15 protein-coding genes are annotated in these 16,343 nt (G+C 72.1%); 6 read left to right on the top strand and 9 right to left on the bottom strand.

The window, feature by feature from the left end:
• Positions 1-17 precede the first annotated feature (17 nt).
• The 4 genes from IE153_RS14265 to IE153_RS14250 all read right to left on the bottom strand — a co-directional run bounded on the left by IE153_RS14265 (position 18) and on the right by IE153_RS14250 (position 6,386).
• The gene (locus tag IE153_RS14265; RefSeq protein WP_189590074.1) at positions 18-1,076 is read right to left on the bottom strand and encodes an ABC transporter permease; all 1,059 of its coding nucleotides are present in this window, start codon (positions 1,074-1,076) and stop codon (positions 18-20) included.
• Positions 1,073-2,623: a sugar ABC transporter ATP-binding protein gene (locus IE153_RS14260; protein ID WP_189590073.1), complete on the bottom strand. Its 1,551-nt coding sequence runs from the start codon at positions 2,621-2,623 to the stop codon at positions 1,073-1,075. The genes IE153_RS14265 and IE153_RS14260 overlap by 4 nt, the downstream gene beginning before the upstream one ends.
• 78 nt (positions 2,624-2,701) lie before the next feature.
• Positions 2,702-5,818, bottom strand: a complete 3,117-nt coding sequence (locus IE153_RS14255; RefSeq protein WP_189590072.1) for a SpoIIE family protein phosphatase — start codon at positions 5,816-5,818, stop codon at positions 2,702-2,704.
• Positions 5,819-5,963: 145 nt separating this feature from the next.
• A complete protein-coding gene (locus IE153_RS14250) occupies positions 5,964-6,386 on the bottom strand; it encodes a secondary thiamine-phosphate synthase enzyme YjbQ (RefSeq protein ID WP_189590071.1) in 423 nt (140 codons plus the stop codon).
• Between the two features lie 122 nt (positions 6,387-6,508).
• Between IE153_RS14250 and IE153_RS42725 the strand changes: the two genes are divergently transcribed.
• From IE153_RS42725 to IE153_RS14235, 4 genes are all read left to right on the top strand, one after another.
• Positions 6,509-6,592 (top strand): putative leader peptide, encoded by an 84-nt coding sequence (locus IE153_RS42725; RefSeq protein WP_349817350.1) that lies wholly within the window; start codon positions 6,509-6,511, stop codon positions 6,590-6,592.
• A gap of 162 nt (positions 6,593-6,754) precedes the next feature.
• Positions 6,755-7,624 carry an ABC transporter permease gene (locus IE153_RS14245; protein WP_189590070.1) on the top strand — a complete coding sequence of 290 codons (870 nt, stop codon included), beginning with the start codon at positions 6,755-6,757 and terminating at the stop codon, positions 7,622-7,624.
• Positions 7,597-8,337: an ABC transporter ATP-binding protein gene (locus IE153_RS14240; protein ID WP_189590069.1), complete on the top strand. Its 741-nt coding sequence runs from the start codon at positions 7,597-7,599 to the stop codon at positions 8,335-8,337. The genes IE153_RS14245 and IE153_RS14240 overlap by 28 nt, the downstream gene beginning before the upstream one ends.
• 72 nt (positions 8,338-8,409) lie before the next feature.
• Positions 8,410-9,441 carry an ABC transporter substrate-binding protein gene (locus IE153_RS14235; RefSeq protein ID WP_189590068.1) on the top strand — a complete coding sequence of 344 codons (1,032 nt, stop codon included), beginning with the start codon at positions 8,410-8,412 and terminating at the stop codon, positions 9,439-9,441.
• Between the two features lie 42 nt (positions 9,442-9,483).
• Here the strand turns inward: IE153_RS14235 and IE153_RS14230 are convergent, their stop codons facing one another.
• Together IE153_RS14230 and IE153_RS14225 are read right to left on the bottom strand one after the other, a co-directional pair.
• Positions 9,484-9,645 carry a hypothetical protein gene (locus IE153_RS14230; RefSeq protein WP_189590067.1) on the bottom strand — a complete coding sequence of 54 codons (162 nt, stop codon included), beginning with the start codon at positions 9,643-9,645 and terminating at the stop codon, positions 9,484-9,486.
• Entirely contained in the window at positions 9,642-10,397 is a 756-nt protein-coding gene (locus IE153_RS14225; protein ID WP_229828992.1) for a serine hydrolase, read from the bottom strand. Before IE153_RS14225 ends, IE153_RS14230 begins: the two co-directional genes overlap by 4 nt.
• Here IE153_RS14225 and IE153_RS14220 point away from each other — a divergent pair.
• Positions 10,387-11,463: an NAD(P)-binding domain-containing protein gene (locus tag IE153_RS14220; RefSeq protein WP_189590065.1), complete on the top strand. Its 1,077-nt coding sequence runs from the start codon at positions 10,387-10,389 to the stop codon at positions 11,461-11,463. The genes IE153_RS14225 and IE153_RS14220 overlap by 11 nt on opposite strands.
• Positions 11,464-11,487: 24 nt before the next feature.
• Here IE153_RS14220 and mltG read toward each other — a convergent pair whose 3' ends face one another.
• Together mltG and IE153_RS14210 are read right to left on the bottom strand one after the other, a co-directional pair.
• Complete coding sequence (gene mltG / locus IE153_RS14215) at positions 11,488-12,336, bottom strand: endolytic transglycosylase MltG (protein WP_189590064.1); 849 nt, start codon at positions 12,334-12,336, stop codon at positions 11,488-11,490.
• Positions 12,337-12,379: 43 nt separating this feature from the next.
• Positions 12,380-14,182 carry an ABC transporter ATP-binding protein gene (locus IE153_RS14210; RefSeq protein WP_189590063.1) on the bottom strand — a complete coding sequence of 601 codons (1,803 nt, stop codon included), beginning with the start codon at positions 14,180-14,182 and terminating at the stop codon, positions 12,380-12,382.
• 86 nt (positions 14,183-14,268) lie between these two features.
• On the opposite strand from IE153_RS14210, the gene IE153_RS14205 reads away from it, so the two are divergent.
• Positions 14,269-14,718, top strand: a complete 450-nt coding sequence (locus IE153_RS14205) for a MarR family winged helix-turn-helix transcriptional regulator (protein ID WP_189590062.1) — start codon at positions 14,269-14,271, stop codon at positions 14,716-14,718.
• A 76-nt stretch (positions 14,719-14,794) separates the two neighbouring features.
• On the opposite strand, the gene IE153_RS14200 is transcribed toward IE153_RS14205, so the two are convergent.
• Positions 14,795-16,279, bottom strand: a complete 1,485-nt coding sequence (locus IE153_RS14200) for a cation:dicarboxylate symporter family transporter (RefSeq protein ID WP_229828991.1) — start codon at positions 16,277-16,279, stop codon at positions 14,795-14,797.
• Positions 16,280-16,343 lie beyond the last annotated feature (64 nt).

The raw sequence follows: 16,343 nt of genomic DNA, 5'->3' as shown, positions 1-16,343 counted from the left end.
GGCGGTGCCGGAAGGGGTCAGGGCGGGGCCGTGCCGCCACCCGGCGCCGGGGCGGACGGGGGCGGCGCGGCGGGTGTGTCGCGGGCGGCGCCGCCGCGCAGCCGGCGGCGGGCGGCGTATCCGGCCAGGCCCACGGCGATGAGCAGGGTGCCGCCGTTGAACAGCGGGACCGTCCAGAACTCGGCGCCCAGTTGGGCGATGCCGGTGAGGCCGACGGCGAGGACGGCGACGGCGACGACGGTGCCGAGGGCGTTGGGCCGCCCGGGTTTGATCGCCGTGGAGCCGAGGAGGGCACCGACGAAGGCGGGCAGCAGGTAGTCGAGGCCCACGCTCGGGTTGCCGATCTGCTGCTGGGCGGCGAGCAGCACACCGGCGAAGCCGACGATCAGGCCCGAGGCGGCGAACGCGTAGACGGTGTACCGGCGGGTCGGGATGCCCACGAGGTCGGCCGCGCGCGGGTTCGACCCGACGACGTACAGGTAGCGGCCGAGCGGCAGCCGTTCCAGCACCAGCCAGAGCACGGCCGCGAGGGCGAGCACGTAGAAGGCGGGGACCGGCAGGCCGAGGAACGAGGAGTCGTAGAGGTCGGTGAACGCGGGTGGCAGGCCCTGCGGGCCGGGGACGATCCGGCCGCCGTCGGTGATCCAGCCGGTCACGGCGTACATCATGCTGCCGGTGCCGAGGGTGGCGATGAAGGAGTCGATCCGGCCGAACTCGACGACGACGCCGTTGAGGACGCCCACGACCAGTCCCCCGGCGAGCACGGTGAGACAGGCGAGCGGCCAGGGCCAGCCCTCGTTGACGACGAGCTGCAGCACCATCACATGGGCCAGGCCGAGGCCGTAGCCGATGGAGAGGTCGAAGGCGCCGGTGACGACGGGCACCATGGCGGCGAGCGCGAGGACGGCCGGGATCGACTGGTTGGACAGGATCGAGTCGACGGTGTCCAGCGTGGGGAAGGTGTCGGGCAGGGCGAGGGAGAAGACCAGGTAGAGCAGGGCGGTGAGGACCAGCAGGCCGTAGGCGCCGATGTGGTGGCCGCCCGGGCGGCGGCGGGGCCGGGACGGCGGCGTCACGGGGGACCGTCCGTGGACGGGGGCATGGCCGAGGCCGCCCGGGTGAGTCCGGCGACGGTGAGGGCGGGGCCGCTCAGTTCGGCCGTCACGGTGCCGCGCACGAAGACCAGCGTGCGCCGGCACACGCTCGCCACCTCCTCGAAGTCGGTGGACAGCAGCAGCACCGCGAGGCCCGCCTCCAGCGCCTCGTGGAGCAGGCGGTGGATCGCGGCCTTGGCTCCGACGTCGACGCTCGCGGTCGGCTCCTCCAGGATGAGCAGCCGCAGATCCGTCCGCAGCCAGCGGCCGATCATGACCTTCTGCTGGTTGCCGCCGGAGAGCGTGGCGATGGGCGTCTCGGTGTCGCGGGGGCGCACGGAGAAGCGTTCCATCAGGGCGGCGGCCCGGGCCCGTTCGCCGCGGGGGCCGATCCAGCGCGGGGTCGGCGGGCCTCCCGCGCGGGGGTTGGCCAGGAGGTTCTCCCGCACGGTCAGCTCGGCGAGACAGCCCTCCCGCAGCCGGTCGCCCGGCACGAGCCCGACCCCGAGACCGACGGCCTCGGCGACCGAACGGGGACGGTACGGCCGCCCGTCCAGCAGGGCCCGACCGCCCAGCAGGGACCCGGCCCCGGCGAGGGCGCGGCCCAGGTCCGTGTGCCCGGCGTCGGAGAGTCCGACCAGGCCGAGGACCTCCCCGGGATCGAGCTCCAGGTGGACGGGTCCGGCCCGGGCGGTGCGCACCCCGTCGAGGGCCAGGACGGAGGGTGCGCCGACCGGGGTCCCGGCGGGGCGGTGGGGGGCCTGCTCGTCCGCCTCGCCGACGATGTCGCGGACCAGGCGCTCGGGGCTGTGGCCGGCGAGCCGGCCGTGGCTGACGACACGGCCGTCCCGCAGGACGACGAAGGTGTCGGCGACCCGGTACACCTCGTCCAGGCGGTGGCTGACGTAGAGGATCGCGTGTCCGCGGTCGCGCAGGTCGTGCAGGACGTGGAAGAGCCGGGCGCAGTCCGCGGCGGGCAGGCGGGCGGTCGGCTCGTCGAGGACGATGAGCCGCGCGCGGGCCGCAAGGGCCCGGGCGATCGCGACCAGCGAGCGGTCGGCCGGCGGCAGGCCGGAGACCGGCGCGTCCGGATCGAGGTGGGTGGCGACGACCCGCAGCGCCTCGACACAGCGCGCGCGGGTGCGCCGCCAGGAGATCAGCCCGGTCCGGCGCCCGTACCCGGTGGTCAGAGCGATGTTCTCGGCGACGGTCGTCCACTCCACGAGACCGAGGTCCTGGTGGATGAACGACATGCTCCGGGTGGCGGTGGGGCTGCCGAGGGGTTCCCCGGCGACGGTGACCTGCCCCGCGTCGGCACGGTGGACCCCGGCGAGGATCTTGATGAGCGTGGACTTCCCGGCGCCGTTGGGCCCGAGCAGGGCGAGGACGCTGCCGGGGTGGACGTCGAGGTCGGCTCCGGCCAGCGCGACGGTGCCGCCGAACCGCTTGCCGAGTCCGCGGATCCGGACCAGGGGTTCCGGCCCGAAGGGCGAAGCCGCCTTCGGGGGTGTGTCGGGAGCGTCGCGCACCCGATCAAATTACAGCATTTCGGGCATTCTTCGGCGCGCCGGCGGGCCGGTGGCCGCGTCACGCCGCGTCGAGCCGCATCACGCCGCGTCGAGCCCGCACTCGGCCCAGATGACCTTGCCCTCGGGCAGATAGCGCGTGCCCCAGCTCTGCGAGAGCTGCGCCACGAGGAACAGACCGCGTCCGCCCTCGTCCGTGCTGGCGGCCCGGCGCAGGTGCGGCGCGGTGTTGCTCGCGTCGGAGACCTCGCAGATCAGGGTCCTTCGGTGGAGCAGCCGCACCCGGATGGGTCCGGCGCCGTGCCGGATGGCGTTGGTGATCAGCTCGCTGAGGATCAGCTCCGCGGCGAACGCGGTCTCGTCGAGCCCCCGGTCGGACAGCCACCGCATGGCGGACGCCCGGACCTCTCCGACGAGGGCCGGGTCGGCGGACAGCTCCCAGGTCGCGATCCGGTCGGCGTCCAGGGCGTGCACACGGGCGACGAGCAGGGCGATGTCGTCGTGCGGGTGGGCGGGTGCCACGGCGTCCAGGACCGCCTGGCAGGTCTCCTCCGGGGCCCGCTCGGGATGGGCCAGGGCCTCGCGCAACTGCTCCAGGACCAGGTCGACGTCACGGTGCCGGTCCTCGATGAGCCCGTCGGTGTACAGGACCAGCTGACTGCCCGCGGGCAGGTCCACCTCGACGGCGTCGAAGGGCAGGCCGCCGAGGCCGAGCGGGGGCCCGGCGGGGAGGTCGGGGTAGGTCACGGTGCCGTCGGGACGGACGAGCGCGGGGGGCGGGTGTCCGGCGCGGGCCATCAGGCAGCGCTGCACGGTCGGGTCGTAGACGGCGTACAGGCAGGTCGCACCGATGACACCGGCGCCCTTGCCGTCCGGGTCGTCCCGGTCCAGACGGCCCACAAGGTTGTCCAGGTGGGTGAGGACCTCCTCCGGCGGGAAGTCGAGCTCGGCGAAACTGCGGGCGGCGGTGCGCAGCCGGCCCATGGTGGCCGCGGAGAGCATGCCGTGGCCCACGACATCGCCGACGAGGAGGCCGACGCGGGCGCCGGACAGGGGGATGACGTCGTACCAGTCGCCGCCCACGTCGGATTCGGCGGGCAGGTAGCGATGGGCCACTTCGACGGCGTCCTGGTCGGGCAGGCCGTGCGGGAGGAGCCTGCGCTGGAGGGCCAGGACCATGGTGCGCTCATGGGTGTAGCGCCGGGCGTTGTCGATGGACAGGGCGGCGCGGGAGGCGAGTTCCTGCGCCAGGGAGCGGTCGTCGTCCCCGAAGGGGCTTCCGGCGCGGTAGAAGGCGGCGACGCCCAGGACGACACCGCGGGCGACCAGGGGCACCGCGATGAGGGAGCGGACGTGGGCCAGCAGGCGCTCGGTGTGCTCGGGGTCCTGGGAGAGCCAGCCCGCGGCGGCCTTCAGGTCCGGCTCCAGCACGGCCTCGCCGCTGCTGAGGCAGCGCAACTGGGGCGTGGTCGGGCCGAAGTCGATGCGCTTGCCGGGTGGCGTGAAGGGCAGGCCCTCGCGGATGCCGTGGACGACGGCGCGGCGCAGGTCGGCGAGGGGGTCGGCGGACTCCTCGCCGCGCAGCACTGCGTCGGGCAGGTCGATGGTGACGAAGTCGGCCAGCCCGGGGACCGCGGTCTCGGCCAGTTCCTCGGCGGTGCGGCGGACGTCCAGGGTGGTGCCGATGCGGGTGCTGGCCTCGGACAGCAGCTCCAGACGCCGACGGGCGGCCAGCGCATAGGCCCCGACCTGCGGCTCCCCCAGCATCACCAGCCCTCGGGCCGGGAACGCCGCTTCGGAGTGCTCACCGGCCGATTCGGATAGGGCCCTGTCGCGGTCGGGTGCGGCGGGCTCGTCGGGGGCCCGGGGGATGTCGGATGTGGCGGGCTCGGCGAGGGCCTGGCCGCCGTCGGCCGTAGCGGGCCCCGCGGTGCGCCCTCGCCCGTCCGCCGTGACGGGTTCCGGACCGCTCGACGCGGTGCCGTCCGCGATGACGGGCTCCAGGGCGTTCGCGACGGTGCCGTCCGCCGTGGCCGGCTTCGCGGTACTCGGGGCGCTGTCGGCCGTGGCCGGCTTCGCGGCGTCGACGGCGCTCCAGTCGGTTCTGCCACCGTCGGTCCCGCCACCCCCGTCGGCTGTCATGACCGGGCCGGCGGAGGCGGCGACGTGTCCGGACGGCAGGGTGAGTGCCGGGCGCGCGGAGAGCGGGACGGCGAGGGCGGTGACGCCGGACAGCTCGTCCATCTGGTGCGGTATGGCCAGCGGCTCCCCCGCCGGGGAACCGGACAGGACGGCCTCGATCGCGATGCCCCGCACACCGGAACCGCTCGTCACCGGACGGCTCACCAGCATCACCCGCCGGCCGTCGGGCAGGGTCACCTCGGCGGCACCCACCTGCGCCCCGGAGATCAACTCGGCGGCCTTCTCCCTGAGGATTGCCTGGTCACGGGGGTGGAAGTCGTTCGCCAGCGCGTCCAACGCCACACCGCGGTACGGACCGGCCGTTCCGGCGCCGGTGGCCAGGTACGTCCGCAGCAAGGCCCGCTCGCGCGCGGAGCTCTGTCCCAGCAGCCGCCGCTCGATCCCTTCGGCCGCCCGGCGGATGGCGACGCCCAGTGCGGGCCGCTCGAAGCCACGGGGGTAGCCGAGGCACAGGACGCCCTCGATGCACCCGCTGAGCGGGTCACGGACGGGCAGGGCGACGCAGGCGCTCTGCTGGGAGCGCTCCGCGAAGTGCTCGGCGCCGTAGACGCGGATGAGCTGCCGCTCCGCCAGGGCCAGCCCGATGCCGTTGGTACCGGCGACCTGCTCGGCGAACACGAACCCCGGGACGACCTGGATGGCCGGGAGGCTTCTGGTCATCGCCGGATCCCCGAAGCGGCGCAGCAGTACCGTCCCGTTCGCGTCGGCGACCGAGATGTTGACCTGACTGCCGGCGAACGTGGCCTGTAGCCGGTCGAGCACCGGCAGGGCCGCCCGGACGATACGGCCGCCCGGGTCGAAGTCCTCCCGGTAGGGCAGGTCGGACGTGTCCGGTGACAGCCCGAGGGACCGAGAGCGTCGCCAGGAGTTCAGGATGGACGTCCGCACGCCCGTCTCGACCGGCTCGCCCTGGAGGAACAGCTCGCGAAGACTGACGGGCCCCGTGCCGTCCGTCGCACGCCCCGCCGGCCTGGGCTCCTCGCCGGATCGAACCACGCTTCGCCTCACTCGCGCCCGCGACAATCCGCTTCTCCGAAGAGAATCTGGCATTGATGAGAATACGGGCATTAAGGGCGGGCGTCACGGCGCGCCGGGACCGGGCCGCCCCGGCGTCCGGCAGGCAGGGCCCGAGGGGCCGCGCTCACCCCAGGAAACTCAGACGCACCTTCCGTTCCGGATTGTCCCTGTTGGTGTCCACCAGGCACACCGACTGCCAGGTGCCGAGCTCCAGCCGCCCGCCCACCACCGGCAGGGTCGCGTGGGGCGGCACGAGGGCGGGCAGGACGTGGTCGCGGCCGTGGCCGGGGCTGCCGTGCCGGTGCTGCCAGCGATCGTCGGCGGGCAGCAGGGTGTGCAGCGCGGCCAGGAGGTCGTCATCGCTGCCGGCACCGGTCTCCAGAACGGCGATGCCGGCCGTGGCGTGCGGGACGAAGACGTTGAGGAGGCCGTCGCGGCCGCCCGCCGCCTCGCGCAGGAAGGACTCGCAGTCACCGGTGATGTCGAGGACCCTCTCCGCGGCACCGGTGCTGACGTCGAGAACTCGGGTGGTGAAGACATCTGACATGCCCCCATCCTGACGCACACGCCGGGCTCCCCCGGGCCAGGCCGGGCCGGGTGGCGATACGGACGTCCCACTGATCGAGACGCCGTTGACCGTGCGCATGCCAGCTGGCTAGGTTCGGCCGCATGTTGCGTTCAGCCCTGCTCACCACGCGCGGTCACATCGACCTGCTGCGGGTGGCCTCTGCCGCGTGTCGCCGCGGCTGCTGACGCCCTCCCTCCTTCACTTCACGGCTTCCCCGCCTTCGTTCCGCCTGCCCGGCGATCGCTCCGGATCGATCCCGATTCGCTTCTGATTCGCTTCTGATCGCGTCGGCACGGCGATGGCGAGGCATGCCTCCCCGGCCCGCACTCTCCCCTTGTGGAGCCCTCATGAGCATCAGCCATGCGCCACCCGTGTCCGAAGAACCCGATATTTCGCCTGTATCGGTTTCCGATCTCGACCTCCAGCCCCTCGTTCCCGCCTCCTCCCGCCGCACCCGCGTCCCGCGCTGGCTGCGCCGCACCGCCGGCCCGGTCCTGCTGCTGGTGTTGTGGCAACTCCTCAGCGGCACCGGCGCGTTGCCTCCGGACGTGCTCGCCTCGCCGGGCCGGATCGCCCGGGTCGGCGGCGACATGCTGGCGGACGGCTCCCTGCCCGCGGCCATGGGCACCTCGCTCCAGCGGGTCGCCGGCGGGCTGCTGCTCGGCCTGGTCGTCGGCACCGGACTCGCCCTGATCGCGGGCCTGTTCAGGATCGGCGAGGACCTCGTGGACGCGCCCGTGCAGATGCTGCGGACGGTGCCGTTCGTGGGACTCATCCCGCTGTTCATCATCTGGTTCGGCATCGGCGAGGCCCCCAAGGTCGCCATCATCACGCTCGGCGTGACCTTCCCGCTCTACCTCAACGTCTACGCCGGAATCCGGGGCGTGGACGCCCAGTTGATCGAGGCCGGCGAGTCCCTCGGACTGTCGCGGTGGGGTCTCGTACGGCATGTCGTGCTGCCGGGTGCGCTGCCCGGCGCGATGACCGGCCTGCGCTACTCGCTCGGCATCGCCTGGCTCGCGCTGGTCTTCGCCGAGCAGGTCAACGCCGACTCCGGCATCGGGTTCCTCATGGTGCAGGCACGGGACTTCTTGCGGACCGACGTGATCGTGGTCTGCCTCGTCGTCTACGCCTTCCTCGGCCTGCTCGCCGACTTCATCGTCCGCTCTCTCGAAAAGGTGCTGCTGCAATGGCGACCGACGTTCACCGGCCGGTGACCCCCCAGGCGGTCCACGTCGAGGGCCTCACCCGTTCCTTCGACGGCCGTGCCGTCATCGACGATCTGCGACTGGACGTCCGGCCGGGCGAGTTCGTGGCCCTGCTCGGCCGCAGCGGCTGCGGCAAGTCGACGCTGCTGCGCATCCTCGCCGGGCTCGACCGCGAGATCGAGGGCACCGTGCTGGTGCCGCGCCGCAAGGCCGTCGCCTTTCAGGCGCCGCGGCTGATGCCGTGGAAGAAGGTGTGGCGCAACGTGCTCCTCGGCCTGCCCGGCAAGCCAGAGCGCGCCGTCGCCGAACAGGCCCTGGACGAGGTCGGCCTCGGCCACCGCACGGACGCCTGGCCCAAGACCCTCTCCGGCGGCGAGGCCCAACGCGCCTCGCTGGCCAGGGCGTTGGTGCGCGAGCCCGATCTGCTGCTGCTCGACGAGCCGTTCGGCGCGCTCGACGCGCTCACCCGCATCAAGGCCCAGCGGCTCGTCGGCGAGTTGTGGCAGCGCCGCGGCTGCGCGGTCCTCCTCGTCACCCATGACGTCGAGGAGGCCGTGCTGCTCGCCGACCGCGTCCTGGTGATGGACCGCGGGGTCATCGCCCACGAGCAGCGCATCGACCTGGACCGCCCCCGCGACATCACCGATCCGCGCTTCGCCACCCTGCGCGCCGCTCTCCTCGAACGCCTCGGCGTCGAGCCGACCGCCGCCGAAGCCGCCTGAACCTCCCCGCGTACACCTACCGCCCATACACCCCGTACGGCCCGCACGACCCACACGAACGGAAGCACCACCATGCGACGACGACGCCTCGCCCCCGCAGCCCTGCTCCTCCCCCTGGCCCTGCTGCTCTCCGCCTGCGGCGGCAACTCGGCGGCCAGTACGTCCGGGGGCCGCGTCGACGGCAAGGGCTCCGTGACCCTGAACGTCGGTGACCAGAAGGGCGGTTCGGAGGCCATCCTGCGGGCCGCCGGGGAACTGAAGGACCTCGACTACAAGATCAAGTGGTCGACGTTCACCTCCGGCCCGCCGCTGCTGGAGGCCATCAACGCCGGGGCCGTCGACACCGGAGGCGTGGGCAACACCCCGCCGGTCTTCGCGGCCGGTGCGGGTTCGAAGATCAAGGTCGTCGGCGCCTGGCACGGCACGTCCAAGGGCGACACCATCCTCGTCCCGAAGGACTCGCCCCTGAAGAACCCCGAGCAGCTGAAGGGCCGTTCGGTCGCCGTCGCCCAGGGGTCCTCCGCCCACTTCCAACTGGTCGCGTCCCTTGAGAAGGCCGGGCTGAAGCTGAGCGACGTCAAGGTCAAGTACCTCCAGCCGGCCGACGCGCTCGCCGCGTTCACCTCCGGCAAGGTCGACGCGTGGGCGGTGTGGGACCCGTACACCTCCCAGATCCTCCAGGGCGGGCAGGGGCGGGTGCTGACCGACGGCGACGGCGTGACCAACGGGCACACCTTCCAGGTCGCGGCCCCGGCCGCGCTGAAGGACAAGAAGAAGTCGGCCGCCCTCAAGGACTATCTGGAGCGGCTGCGGCGCGCCTACACCTGGGTGTACGACCACCAGGAGGAGTGGGCGAAAGTCTGGGCCGAGGACACCGGGCTCCCCGAGGACGTGGCGCTGGCGGCGGTGAAGCGTACCTACACGACCCGGATCGCGGTCGCCGTCGACAAGCCGCTGATCGCCTCCGAGCAGGAGATCGCCGACACCTTCACGTCGTTGAAGCTCATCCCGCGCAAGGTGGACTTCGCCGAGTTCACCGACACCCGGTTCAACGGCGACCTGCCCCCTTCGACGACCCCGGCGCGCCCTTCCACCGGGTCGTGAGGCTGCGGCAGGGGCCCCGCCGACCGGCGGGGGCCCCGCGCGTCACGCCCTGGTGACGGCCGAGCAGTCGTAGACGTTGTCGGGGGTCGCGACCGCGGTGCTCGCCCGGGCGAGCAGCGTCGACGGTTCCTGGCCGTCGACCACGAGATCCGTGTTGATCATGATGACCAGGGTGGCCTTCTGCGAGGGCAGGCAGACGGTCACGGTCTCGTAGCCCGGGATCGAGCCGTTGCGGCCGATCCAGCCGTTGGTCTCGAAGATGCCGAGGCCGTAGGAAGATGCCGAGGCCGTAGTCGGTGCCGGGGTAGCCGGTCGGCAGCATCCTCAGGCGCTGTGCCTGGGTCTCCGGGCTGAGCAGTTCGCCGGTGGCGACGACCTTCGCTCAGCGGCGCAGGTCGTGCAGGTCCGAGATCATCACCCCGGCCGCCCAGGCCCGGCTGGGGTGCCAGTCGGTGACGTCCTCGACCTCGCCGCTGAGCGTCTGGTCGGTGTAGCCGCGCGGGTCGCTCGGGGAACTCGTCGTCCTGCGGGAAGAGGGTGTGGCGCGGACCGGCCGGGCGGAGCACCCGCTCGTGGAGGATGTCGGCGAGCTTGCGGCCGGTGACCTTCTCGATCACCAGGCCCAGCAGGACGAGATTTGCTGTTGGAGTACTGGAAGTCCTGGCCCGGCCCGAAGGTGTTCGCGTGCCGGAAGCCGTAGGCGAGGACCTCGCGGGGGTTGCACCGACGCCACGAGCAGTGCTGCGGCGAACAGACGGCGGGAGGGAGTACGTCGCATCGGGGCGCCTCTTCCGGAGGGGGCGGGACGAAGGAACATCACCACCCGCACCGGTGGCGGGGGCCGCCTTGTGGCGCGGGCGGGGAGTCCACTCGTTCGGAGCCACGCCCTCCGCCGAGAAGATCCACCCTGGGAAGATCCACGACCCCGTCCCGGTTAGTAGAAGAGTGAACACCATGCGCGAGGTCGAGGTGGTCGTCGTAGGCGCTGGTCAGGCCGGTCTGGCAGGCGCCTATCACCTGCGGCGGTCCGGTTTCGAGCCGGGCCGCGACTTCGTGGTGCTGGACCACTCCCCCGGCCCCGGGGGCGCCTGGCAGTTCCGCTGGCCGTCGCTGACGTACGGCAAGGTGCACGGGATGCACGCCCTGCCGGGCATGGAGCTCACGGACGCGGACCCGGAGCGCCCGTCCGCCGAGGTGATCCGCGAGTACTTCGACCGCTACGAGCGGACCTTCGACCTGCGGGTCAGGCGCCCGGTGGATGTACGGGCCGTGCGCGAGGGGCCCGGCGGGCGGCTGCTCGTGGAGACCTCGGACGGTGTGTGGTCGACCCGGGCGCTGATCAACGCGACCGGCACCTGGGACCGGCCGTTCTGGCCGCGCTACCCGGGCCAGGAGACCTTCCGGGGGCGGCAGTTGCACACCGCGCAGTACCCCGGGCCCGAGGAGTTCGCCGGGCAGCGGGTCGTGGTCGTGGGCGGCGGCGCCTCGGGCACCCAGCACCTGCTGGAGATCGCCTCCTACGCGGCGGCCACCACCTGGGTGACGCGGCGCCCGCCGGTCTTCCGCGAGGGCCCCTTCGACGAGGGCGCCGGCCGCGCGGCGGTGGCGCTCGTCGAGGAACGGGTGCGGCAGGGGCTGCCGCCCCGCAGTGTCGTCTCGGTCACCGGGCTGCCGCTCAACGACGCGATCCGGCAGGGCATCGAGGACGGGGTGCTCGACCGTCAGCCGATGTTCGACCGCATCACGCCCACGGGAGTGGATTGGGAGGACGGCCGCCACATCGACGCCGACGTCATCCTCTGGGCCACCGGCTTCCGCGCCGCCATCGACCACCTCGCGCCCCTGCATCTGCGCGCCCCGGGCGGCGGCATCCGCATGGAAGGCACCCACGCGGCCGCGGACCCCCGTATCCATCTGGTCGGCTACGGACCGTCGGCCAGCACCATCGGAGCCAACCGCGCCGGCCGCGCGGCCGTGCGGGACATCCGGCGGTGGCTGGAGCGGGAGCCGGCCGCGGCGTGACACGGGGCGGGGCCCACCAGGACCTCACCCGGCCGCCTGCGCCCCGCTCTTCTTCTTCGCCTGCGCGTTGAACTCCGCGACGTTGCGCTGGTGTTGCTGGTAGTCCGCGGTGAAGCGGGTGTCGCCCGGGCGGACCGTGACGAAGTACAGCCAGTTGCCCGGGGGCGGGTTGATGGCCGCGCGCATCGCCTCCTCGCCGGGGTTGGCGATGGGCGTGGGCGGCAGGCCCATGCGCTGGTACGAGTTGTAGGGGCTCTCGATCCGGGTGTCGCTCTCCGTCGTACGCAGGGTGGAGCGGTTGAGGGCGTAGTTGATGGTGGAGTCCATCTGCAGCGGCATGCCGCGCTCGAGACGGTTGAAGATCACCCGGGCCACCTTGCCCATGTCGGCCCTGGTGGCCGCCTCCGCCTGGACGATGCTCGCGATGGTGACGGCCTGGTACACGTTCATGGCGTTGCGCTGCGCCCCGGCGGCGATGGGCGCGCCGTTGAACTTCTCGTTCGCGGTGTCCACCATCAGCGCGAGGAGCTTGTCCGGCGTGACCTTCTCCTGGAGCGGATAGGTGGCCGGGAAGAGGTAGCCCTCCGGATTGCCCTCGGCGTCGTTCGGCAGCTTCAGGGCGGCCTTGTCCAGGGACTTCTTCGTACTGCCGGCGGGCAGGGCGAGGGCCTTGTCGACGGCCGTGTACACCTGGCTCGCGCGCCATCCCTCGGGGACCGCCAGGGTCGTGGGGCGGCTCTCCTCCTCGGTCCCCAGAGTCAGCAGCGGCACCGCCACGGCGGTACCGACCACGACGGCTCCGGTCGCGACGAGGGCGATGCGGCCCCTGCGCGTCAGTCGAATCGTGCTCCGTGGCGGAGTGTTCTTCTGCATGCGGGCACGGTAACCCGTATATCGTCACAAACTCGGCATATTTTCAGCTTGTCGGTTCCAGTTGAGCGTCCCGGCGTACCAGCGCCGCGTACCGTCCGCCCTCCTCCAGGAGCTCCTCGTGCGTGCCGCGTTCGACCGCGCGGCCCGAGTCGAGGACCACGATCTGGTCGGCGCCGCGCACGGTGGACAGCCGGTGGGCGATGGTGAGGGTGGTGCGGTTGGCCGACAGGGCGTCGATGGCGTCCTGGACGGCGGCCTCGGTCCGGGTGTCCAGCGCGCTGGTGGCCTCGTCGAGGATGAGCACCGGCGGGTCGCGCAGGATGGTACGGGCGATGGCCAGGCGCTGCTTCTCCCCGCCGGAGAAGCGGTGGCCGCGCTCGCCGACGACGGTGTCGTACCCGTCGGGCAGGGCCGCGATGTGGTCGTGGATCTGGGCGGCCTTCGCCGCCTGGTGCAATTCCTCGTCGGTGGCGTCGGGCTTGGCGAAGCGGAGGTTCTCGGCGACCGAGGCGTGGAAGAGGTACGTCTCCTGCGAGACGACGCCGACCGCGCGCGCCAGGGTGTCGAAGTCGAGGTCGCGGACGTCGGTCCCGTCGAGGGTGACGCGGCCGCCGGTGACGTCGTAGAGACGGGGCACCAGATAGCCCAGCGTGGACTTGCCGGCGCCGGTGGAGCCGACGAGGGCGAGGCTGCTGCCCGCCGGGACGGTGAGGTCGATGCCGTCGAGGACCGGGCCGCCCTTGTCGTCGTAGCCGAAGGAGACGTTCTCGAAGCGGACCTCTCCCTTGATCCGGTCGAGGCGCACCGGGTCGGGACGCTCGGTGATGTCGATCGGCAGGTCGAGGTACTCGAAGATGCGCTGGAAGAGGGCGAGCGAGGTCTGGATCTGCACTCCGGTCGACAGCAGGCTCACGGCCGGGCGGAACAGGCCCTGCTGGAGCGAGACGAAGGCGACGATCGTGCCGATGGAGACCTCCGGGCCGCCCAGTTGGAGGGCCATGCCGGCGGTCCAGTAGATGACGGCGGGCAGGGCGGCCATGACGATCGTGATGACGGCCATGCGCCACCGGCCTGCCATGTTCGACCGCACCTCCAGGTCGACGAGCTCCTCGGACTCGTCGGAGAAGGACTTCGTCAGCGAGTCGGAGCGGCCCATCGTGCGGCCCAGCAGGATGCCGCTGACGGAGAGCGACTCGGTGACGGTGGCGGCCATGGCGGCCATCTGCTTCTGGCGCTGCGTGGTGATCTTGCGGCGTTCGTTGCCGACACGGCGGCTGATCCACACGAACACCGGCAGCAACAGCAGGGAGACGACCGTCAGGCGCCAGTCGAGGGCGATCATCGCGACGATGGTGGCGACCACGCTGGTGACGTTGGAGACCAGGGAGGTCGCGGTGGAGGTGACGGTGGCCTGCATGCCGCCGATGTCGTTGGCGATGCGGGACTGCACCTCGCCCGTACGGGTGCGCGTGAAGAAGGCGAGGGACATGCGCTGGAGCCGGCCGTAGACGGCGGTGCGCAGGTCGTGCATGACGCGCTGGCCGACCGTCGTGGAGATCAGGGTCTGGAGGACTCCGAAGACGCTGGTCAGGACGGCGCTGAGGATCATGCCCAGGGCGAGGAGGCTGAGCAGGCCCGTGCGCCCCTCGGGGATCGCGACGTCGAGGATCTCCTTCAGCAGGAAGGGCGTGGCGACCGAGACCAGCGACGCGGCGCCGACCAGCAGGCCGACGATCGCGAGGCGGCCCCGGTAGGGGCGGAAGAGGCCGAGGATGCGGCGGACCTGCCGGGGCTGCTCCTTCGAGTCGGCCGGCAGGGTCCAGGGGGCTTCACGGTCGGGATGCATGGGCTCCTACGAGGGATGCGGCGGATCGGATCACAGCTCATTGTTACCTATGCTCACAATGAACTGCATCCTGATATTGTTCCCGCATGACCACGCCCGACCCCGACGGCCTGCTCGCCGAGCAGTTGCTGCGGCTCACCCGCCGGGTGCACCGTATCCAGAAACGCCATCTGGAGCACCGCGACCTCGGCATCACCCCGGCCCAGTCCCGGCTGTTGCGCACGCTGGCGCACTGGGGCTCGCCGCCGCGCATGGCCGACCTGGCCGAGCGCCTCGAGGTGGTGCCGCGGGCCGTGACGACTCTGGTCGACGGCCTGGAGGTGAGCGGCAAGGTGCGGCGGGTCCCGGACCCGGCGAACCGGCGGGTGATCCGCATCGAGCTCACGGACGACGGCCGGAGCGCGCTGCGCGAGCTGCGGGCGGCGCGCAGATCGGCCGCGGAGGAGATCCTCGCGCCGCTGACGGGGGATCAGCGGGAGGCGCTCGGGGGGTTGCTGAACACCCTGATCGACGGAACGCCTGCGGGGCCCTGCTGACGGGCCGGGACACGGCAGTGGGCCGCGGCCTCCGCTCGCCCTGCCGGAGCGGAGACCGCGGCCCACTCGGTTCCGGTCAACCGGCCTCGGGAGCGGGCTCCTTGAGTTCCTTGGACTCATTGAGCTCCTTGGGCTTCTGGGCCGGGATGCCCGGCGCCAGCGCCTCGGTGCCGGCCTCACCGCCGAGGCCCTTCTCGGGACCGGCGCCCTTCTCAGCACCGCCGTTCTTCTCAGCGCCGAGGCCCTTCTCGCCGTCGCCCGGCGTGGAGGTGTCCTCCCCGTCGAGCACCTTCTTCGCCCGGTCCGTGTCCAGGGCTCCCTCCCAGCGGGACACCGCGAAGACGGCGACGCAGTTGCCGAGCAGGTTCGTGACGACGCGCATCGAGTCCATGATGCGGTCCACACCGAGCAGCAGCGCGACCGCTCCGGCGGGGATCGCCCCCAGGGACGAGGCAGTCGCGGACAGGGCGAGGAACGCCGAACCGGGGATGCCCGCCATGCCCTTGCTGGTCAGCATCAGCACCAGGACGACGGTGATCTGCTGGCCGAGGCTCAGATCCACACCCACCGCCTGGGCGATGAACAGCGTGCCGATGGACAGGTAGAGCGAGGCGCCGTCGAGGTTGAAGGAGTAGCCGGTGGGGAGCACCAGCCCCACGGCGTCGTCGCGGGCACCGGCCCGGCGCAGCTTCTGCATCACGCGCGGCATGACCGACTCGGTGGACGCGGTGCCGAGCGCGAGCAGCATCTCCTCGCGGATGTAGCGCAGGAACTTCCACAGACTGAGGCCGGTCACCAGCTTCAGCGCGACGGCCAGCAGCGCGACGAACAGCGCCGCGGCCACGTAGCAGAGCACGATGAGTTTGGCGTACGTCCGCATCACGCCCAGGCCGTAGTTGCCGACCAGGTGGGCCATCGCGCCGAACACCGCGAGCGGGGCCAGCCGCATGATGAAGCCGACGACCGCGAAGATGATGTCCTGGGCCTGCTCGATCGCGGGCAGGACCTTCGGCACCTTGGTGTGCCCGAGGTGCAGCAGGGCGGCACCCACCAGGCAGGCCAGGATGAGGACTTGGAGCAGCTCGTTCTCGGCGAAGGATCCGATGAAACTCTGTGGAAGCGCGTTCAGGACGAACTCGGTCGTCGTGGGCAGATGACCCCCGCCCGTCGTCTCCTCCACCGCCGCGGCGTCGAGCGAGGAGGGGTCGACGTTCATGCCCCTGCCCGGGCCGACGACGTTGGCGGCGACGAGACCGATGACCAGGGCGGCCGTCGAGGCGATCTCGAACCAGATGAGGGCCTTGACCCCGATCCGGCCGAACGCCTTCAGGTCACCGGCCTTGGCGATGCCGACGACGACCACGCAGAACACCAGTGGCGAGATCACCGTCTTGATGAGCCGGGTGAAACCGTCGCCGAGCGGCTGGAGAGCCGTGGCCGTGTCCGGCCACAGCTTTCCGACGACGATTCCGAGGACGAGCGCGCAGGTAACCTGCGCGAAAAGCGAGGTACGTAGAGTGCGTGCGACGCGTCGCGGGAGGGACGGTACGGACGGGGGCACGAAGCCTCCTAGGGGGACGGGGTGCACAGAAGCCGGAGGGGACTTCTGCGATACGGAAAGCGGC

The organism is Streptomyces massasporeus (assembly GCF_014648995.1).
In the GTDB taxonomy this organism is placed as follows: Bacteria; Actinomycetota; Actinomycetes; order Streptomycetales; family Streptomycetaceae; genus Streptomyces; species Streptomyces massasporeus.
Note: the sequence above shows the minus strand (reverse complement) of the source record. Positions and strands in the feature narration are given on the sequence as shown.

Excerpts from the sequence above, each read along its gene's own strand:
- IE153_RS14235 (WP_189590068.1), top strand. The coding sequence starts at position 8,410 with ATGCGACGACGACGCCTCGCCCCCGCAGCCCTGCTCCTCCCCCTGGCC.
- IE153_RS14240 (WP_189590069.1), top strand. The coding sequence starts at position 7,597 with ATGGCGACCGACGTTCACCGGCCGGTGACCCCCCAGGCGGTCCACGTC.
- IE153_RS14250 (WP_189590071.1), bottom strand. The coding sequence starts at position 6,386 with ATGTCAGATGTCTTCACCACCCGAGTTCTCGACGTCAGCACCGGTGCC.
- IE153_RS14205 (WP_189590062.1), top strand. The coding sequence starts at position 14,269 with ATGACCACGCCCGACCCCGACGGCCTGCTCGCCGAGCAGTTGCTGCGG.
- IE153_RS14210 (WP_189590063.1), bottom strand. The coding sequence starts at position 14,182 with ATGCATCCCGACCGTGAAGCCCCCTGGACCCTGCCGGCCGACTCGAAG.
- IE153_RS14245 (WP_189590070.1), top strand. The coding sequence starts at position 6,755 with ATGAGCATCAGCCATGCGCCACCCGTGTCCGAAGAACCCGATATTTCG.
- IE153_RS14225 (WP_229828992.1), bottom strand. The coding sequence starts at position 10,397 with ATGGTGTTCACTCTTCTACTAACCGGGACGGGGTCGTGGATCTTCCCA.
- mltG (WP_189590064.1), bottom strand. The coding sequence starts at position 12,336 with ATGCAGAAGAACACTCCGCCACGGAGCACGATTCGACTGACGCGCAGG.
- IE153_RS42725 (WP_349817350.1), top strand. The coding sequence starts at position 6,509 with ATGTTGCGTTCAGCCCTGCTCACCACGCGCGGTCACATCGACCTGCTG.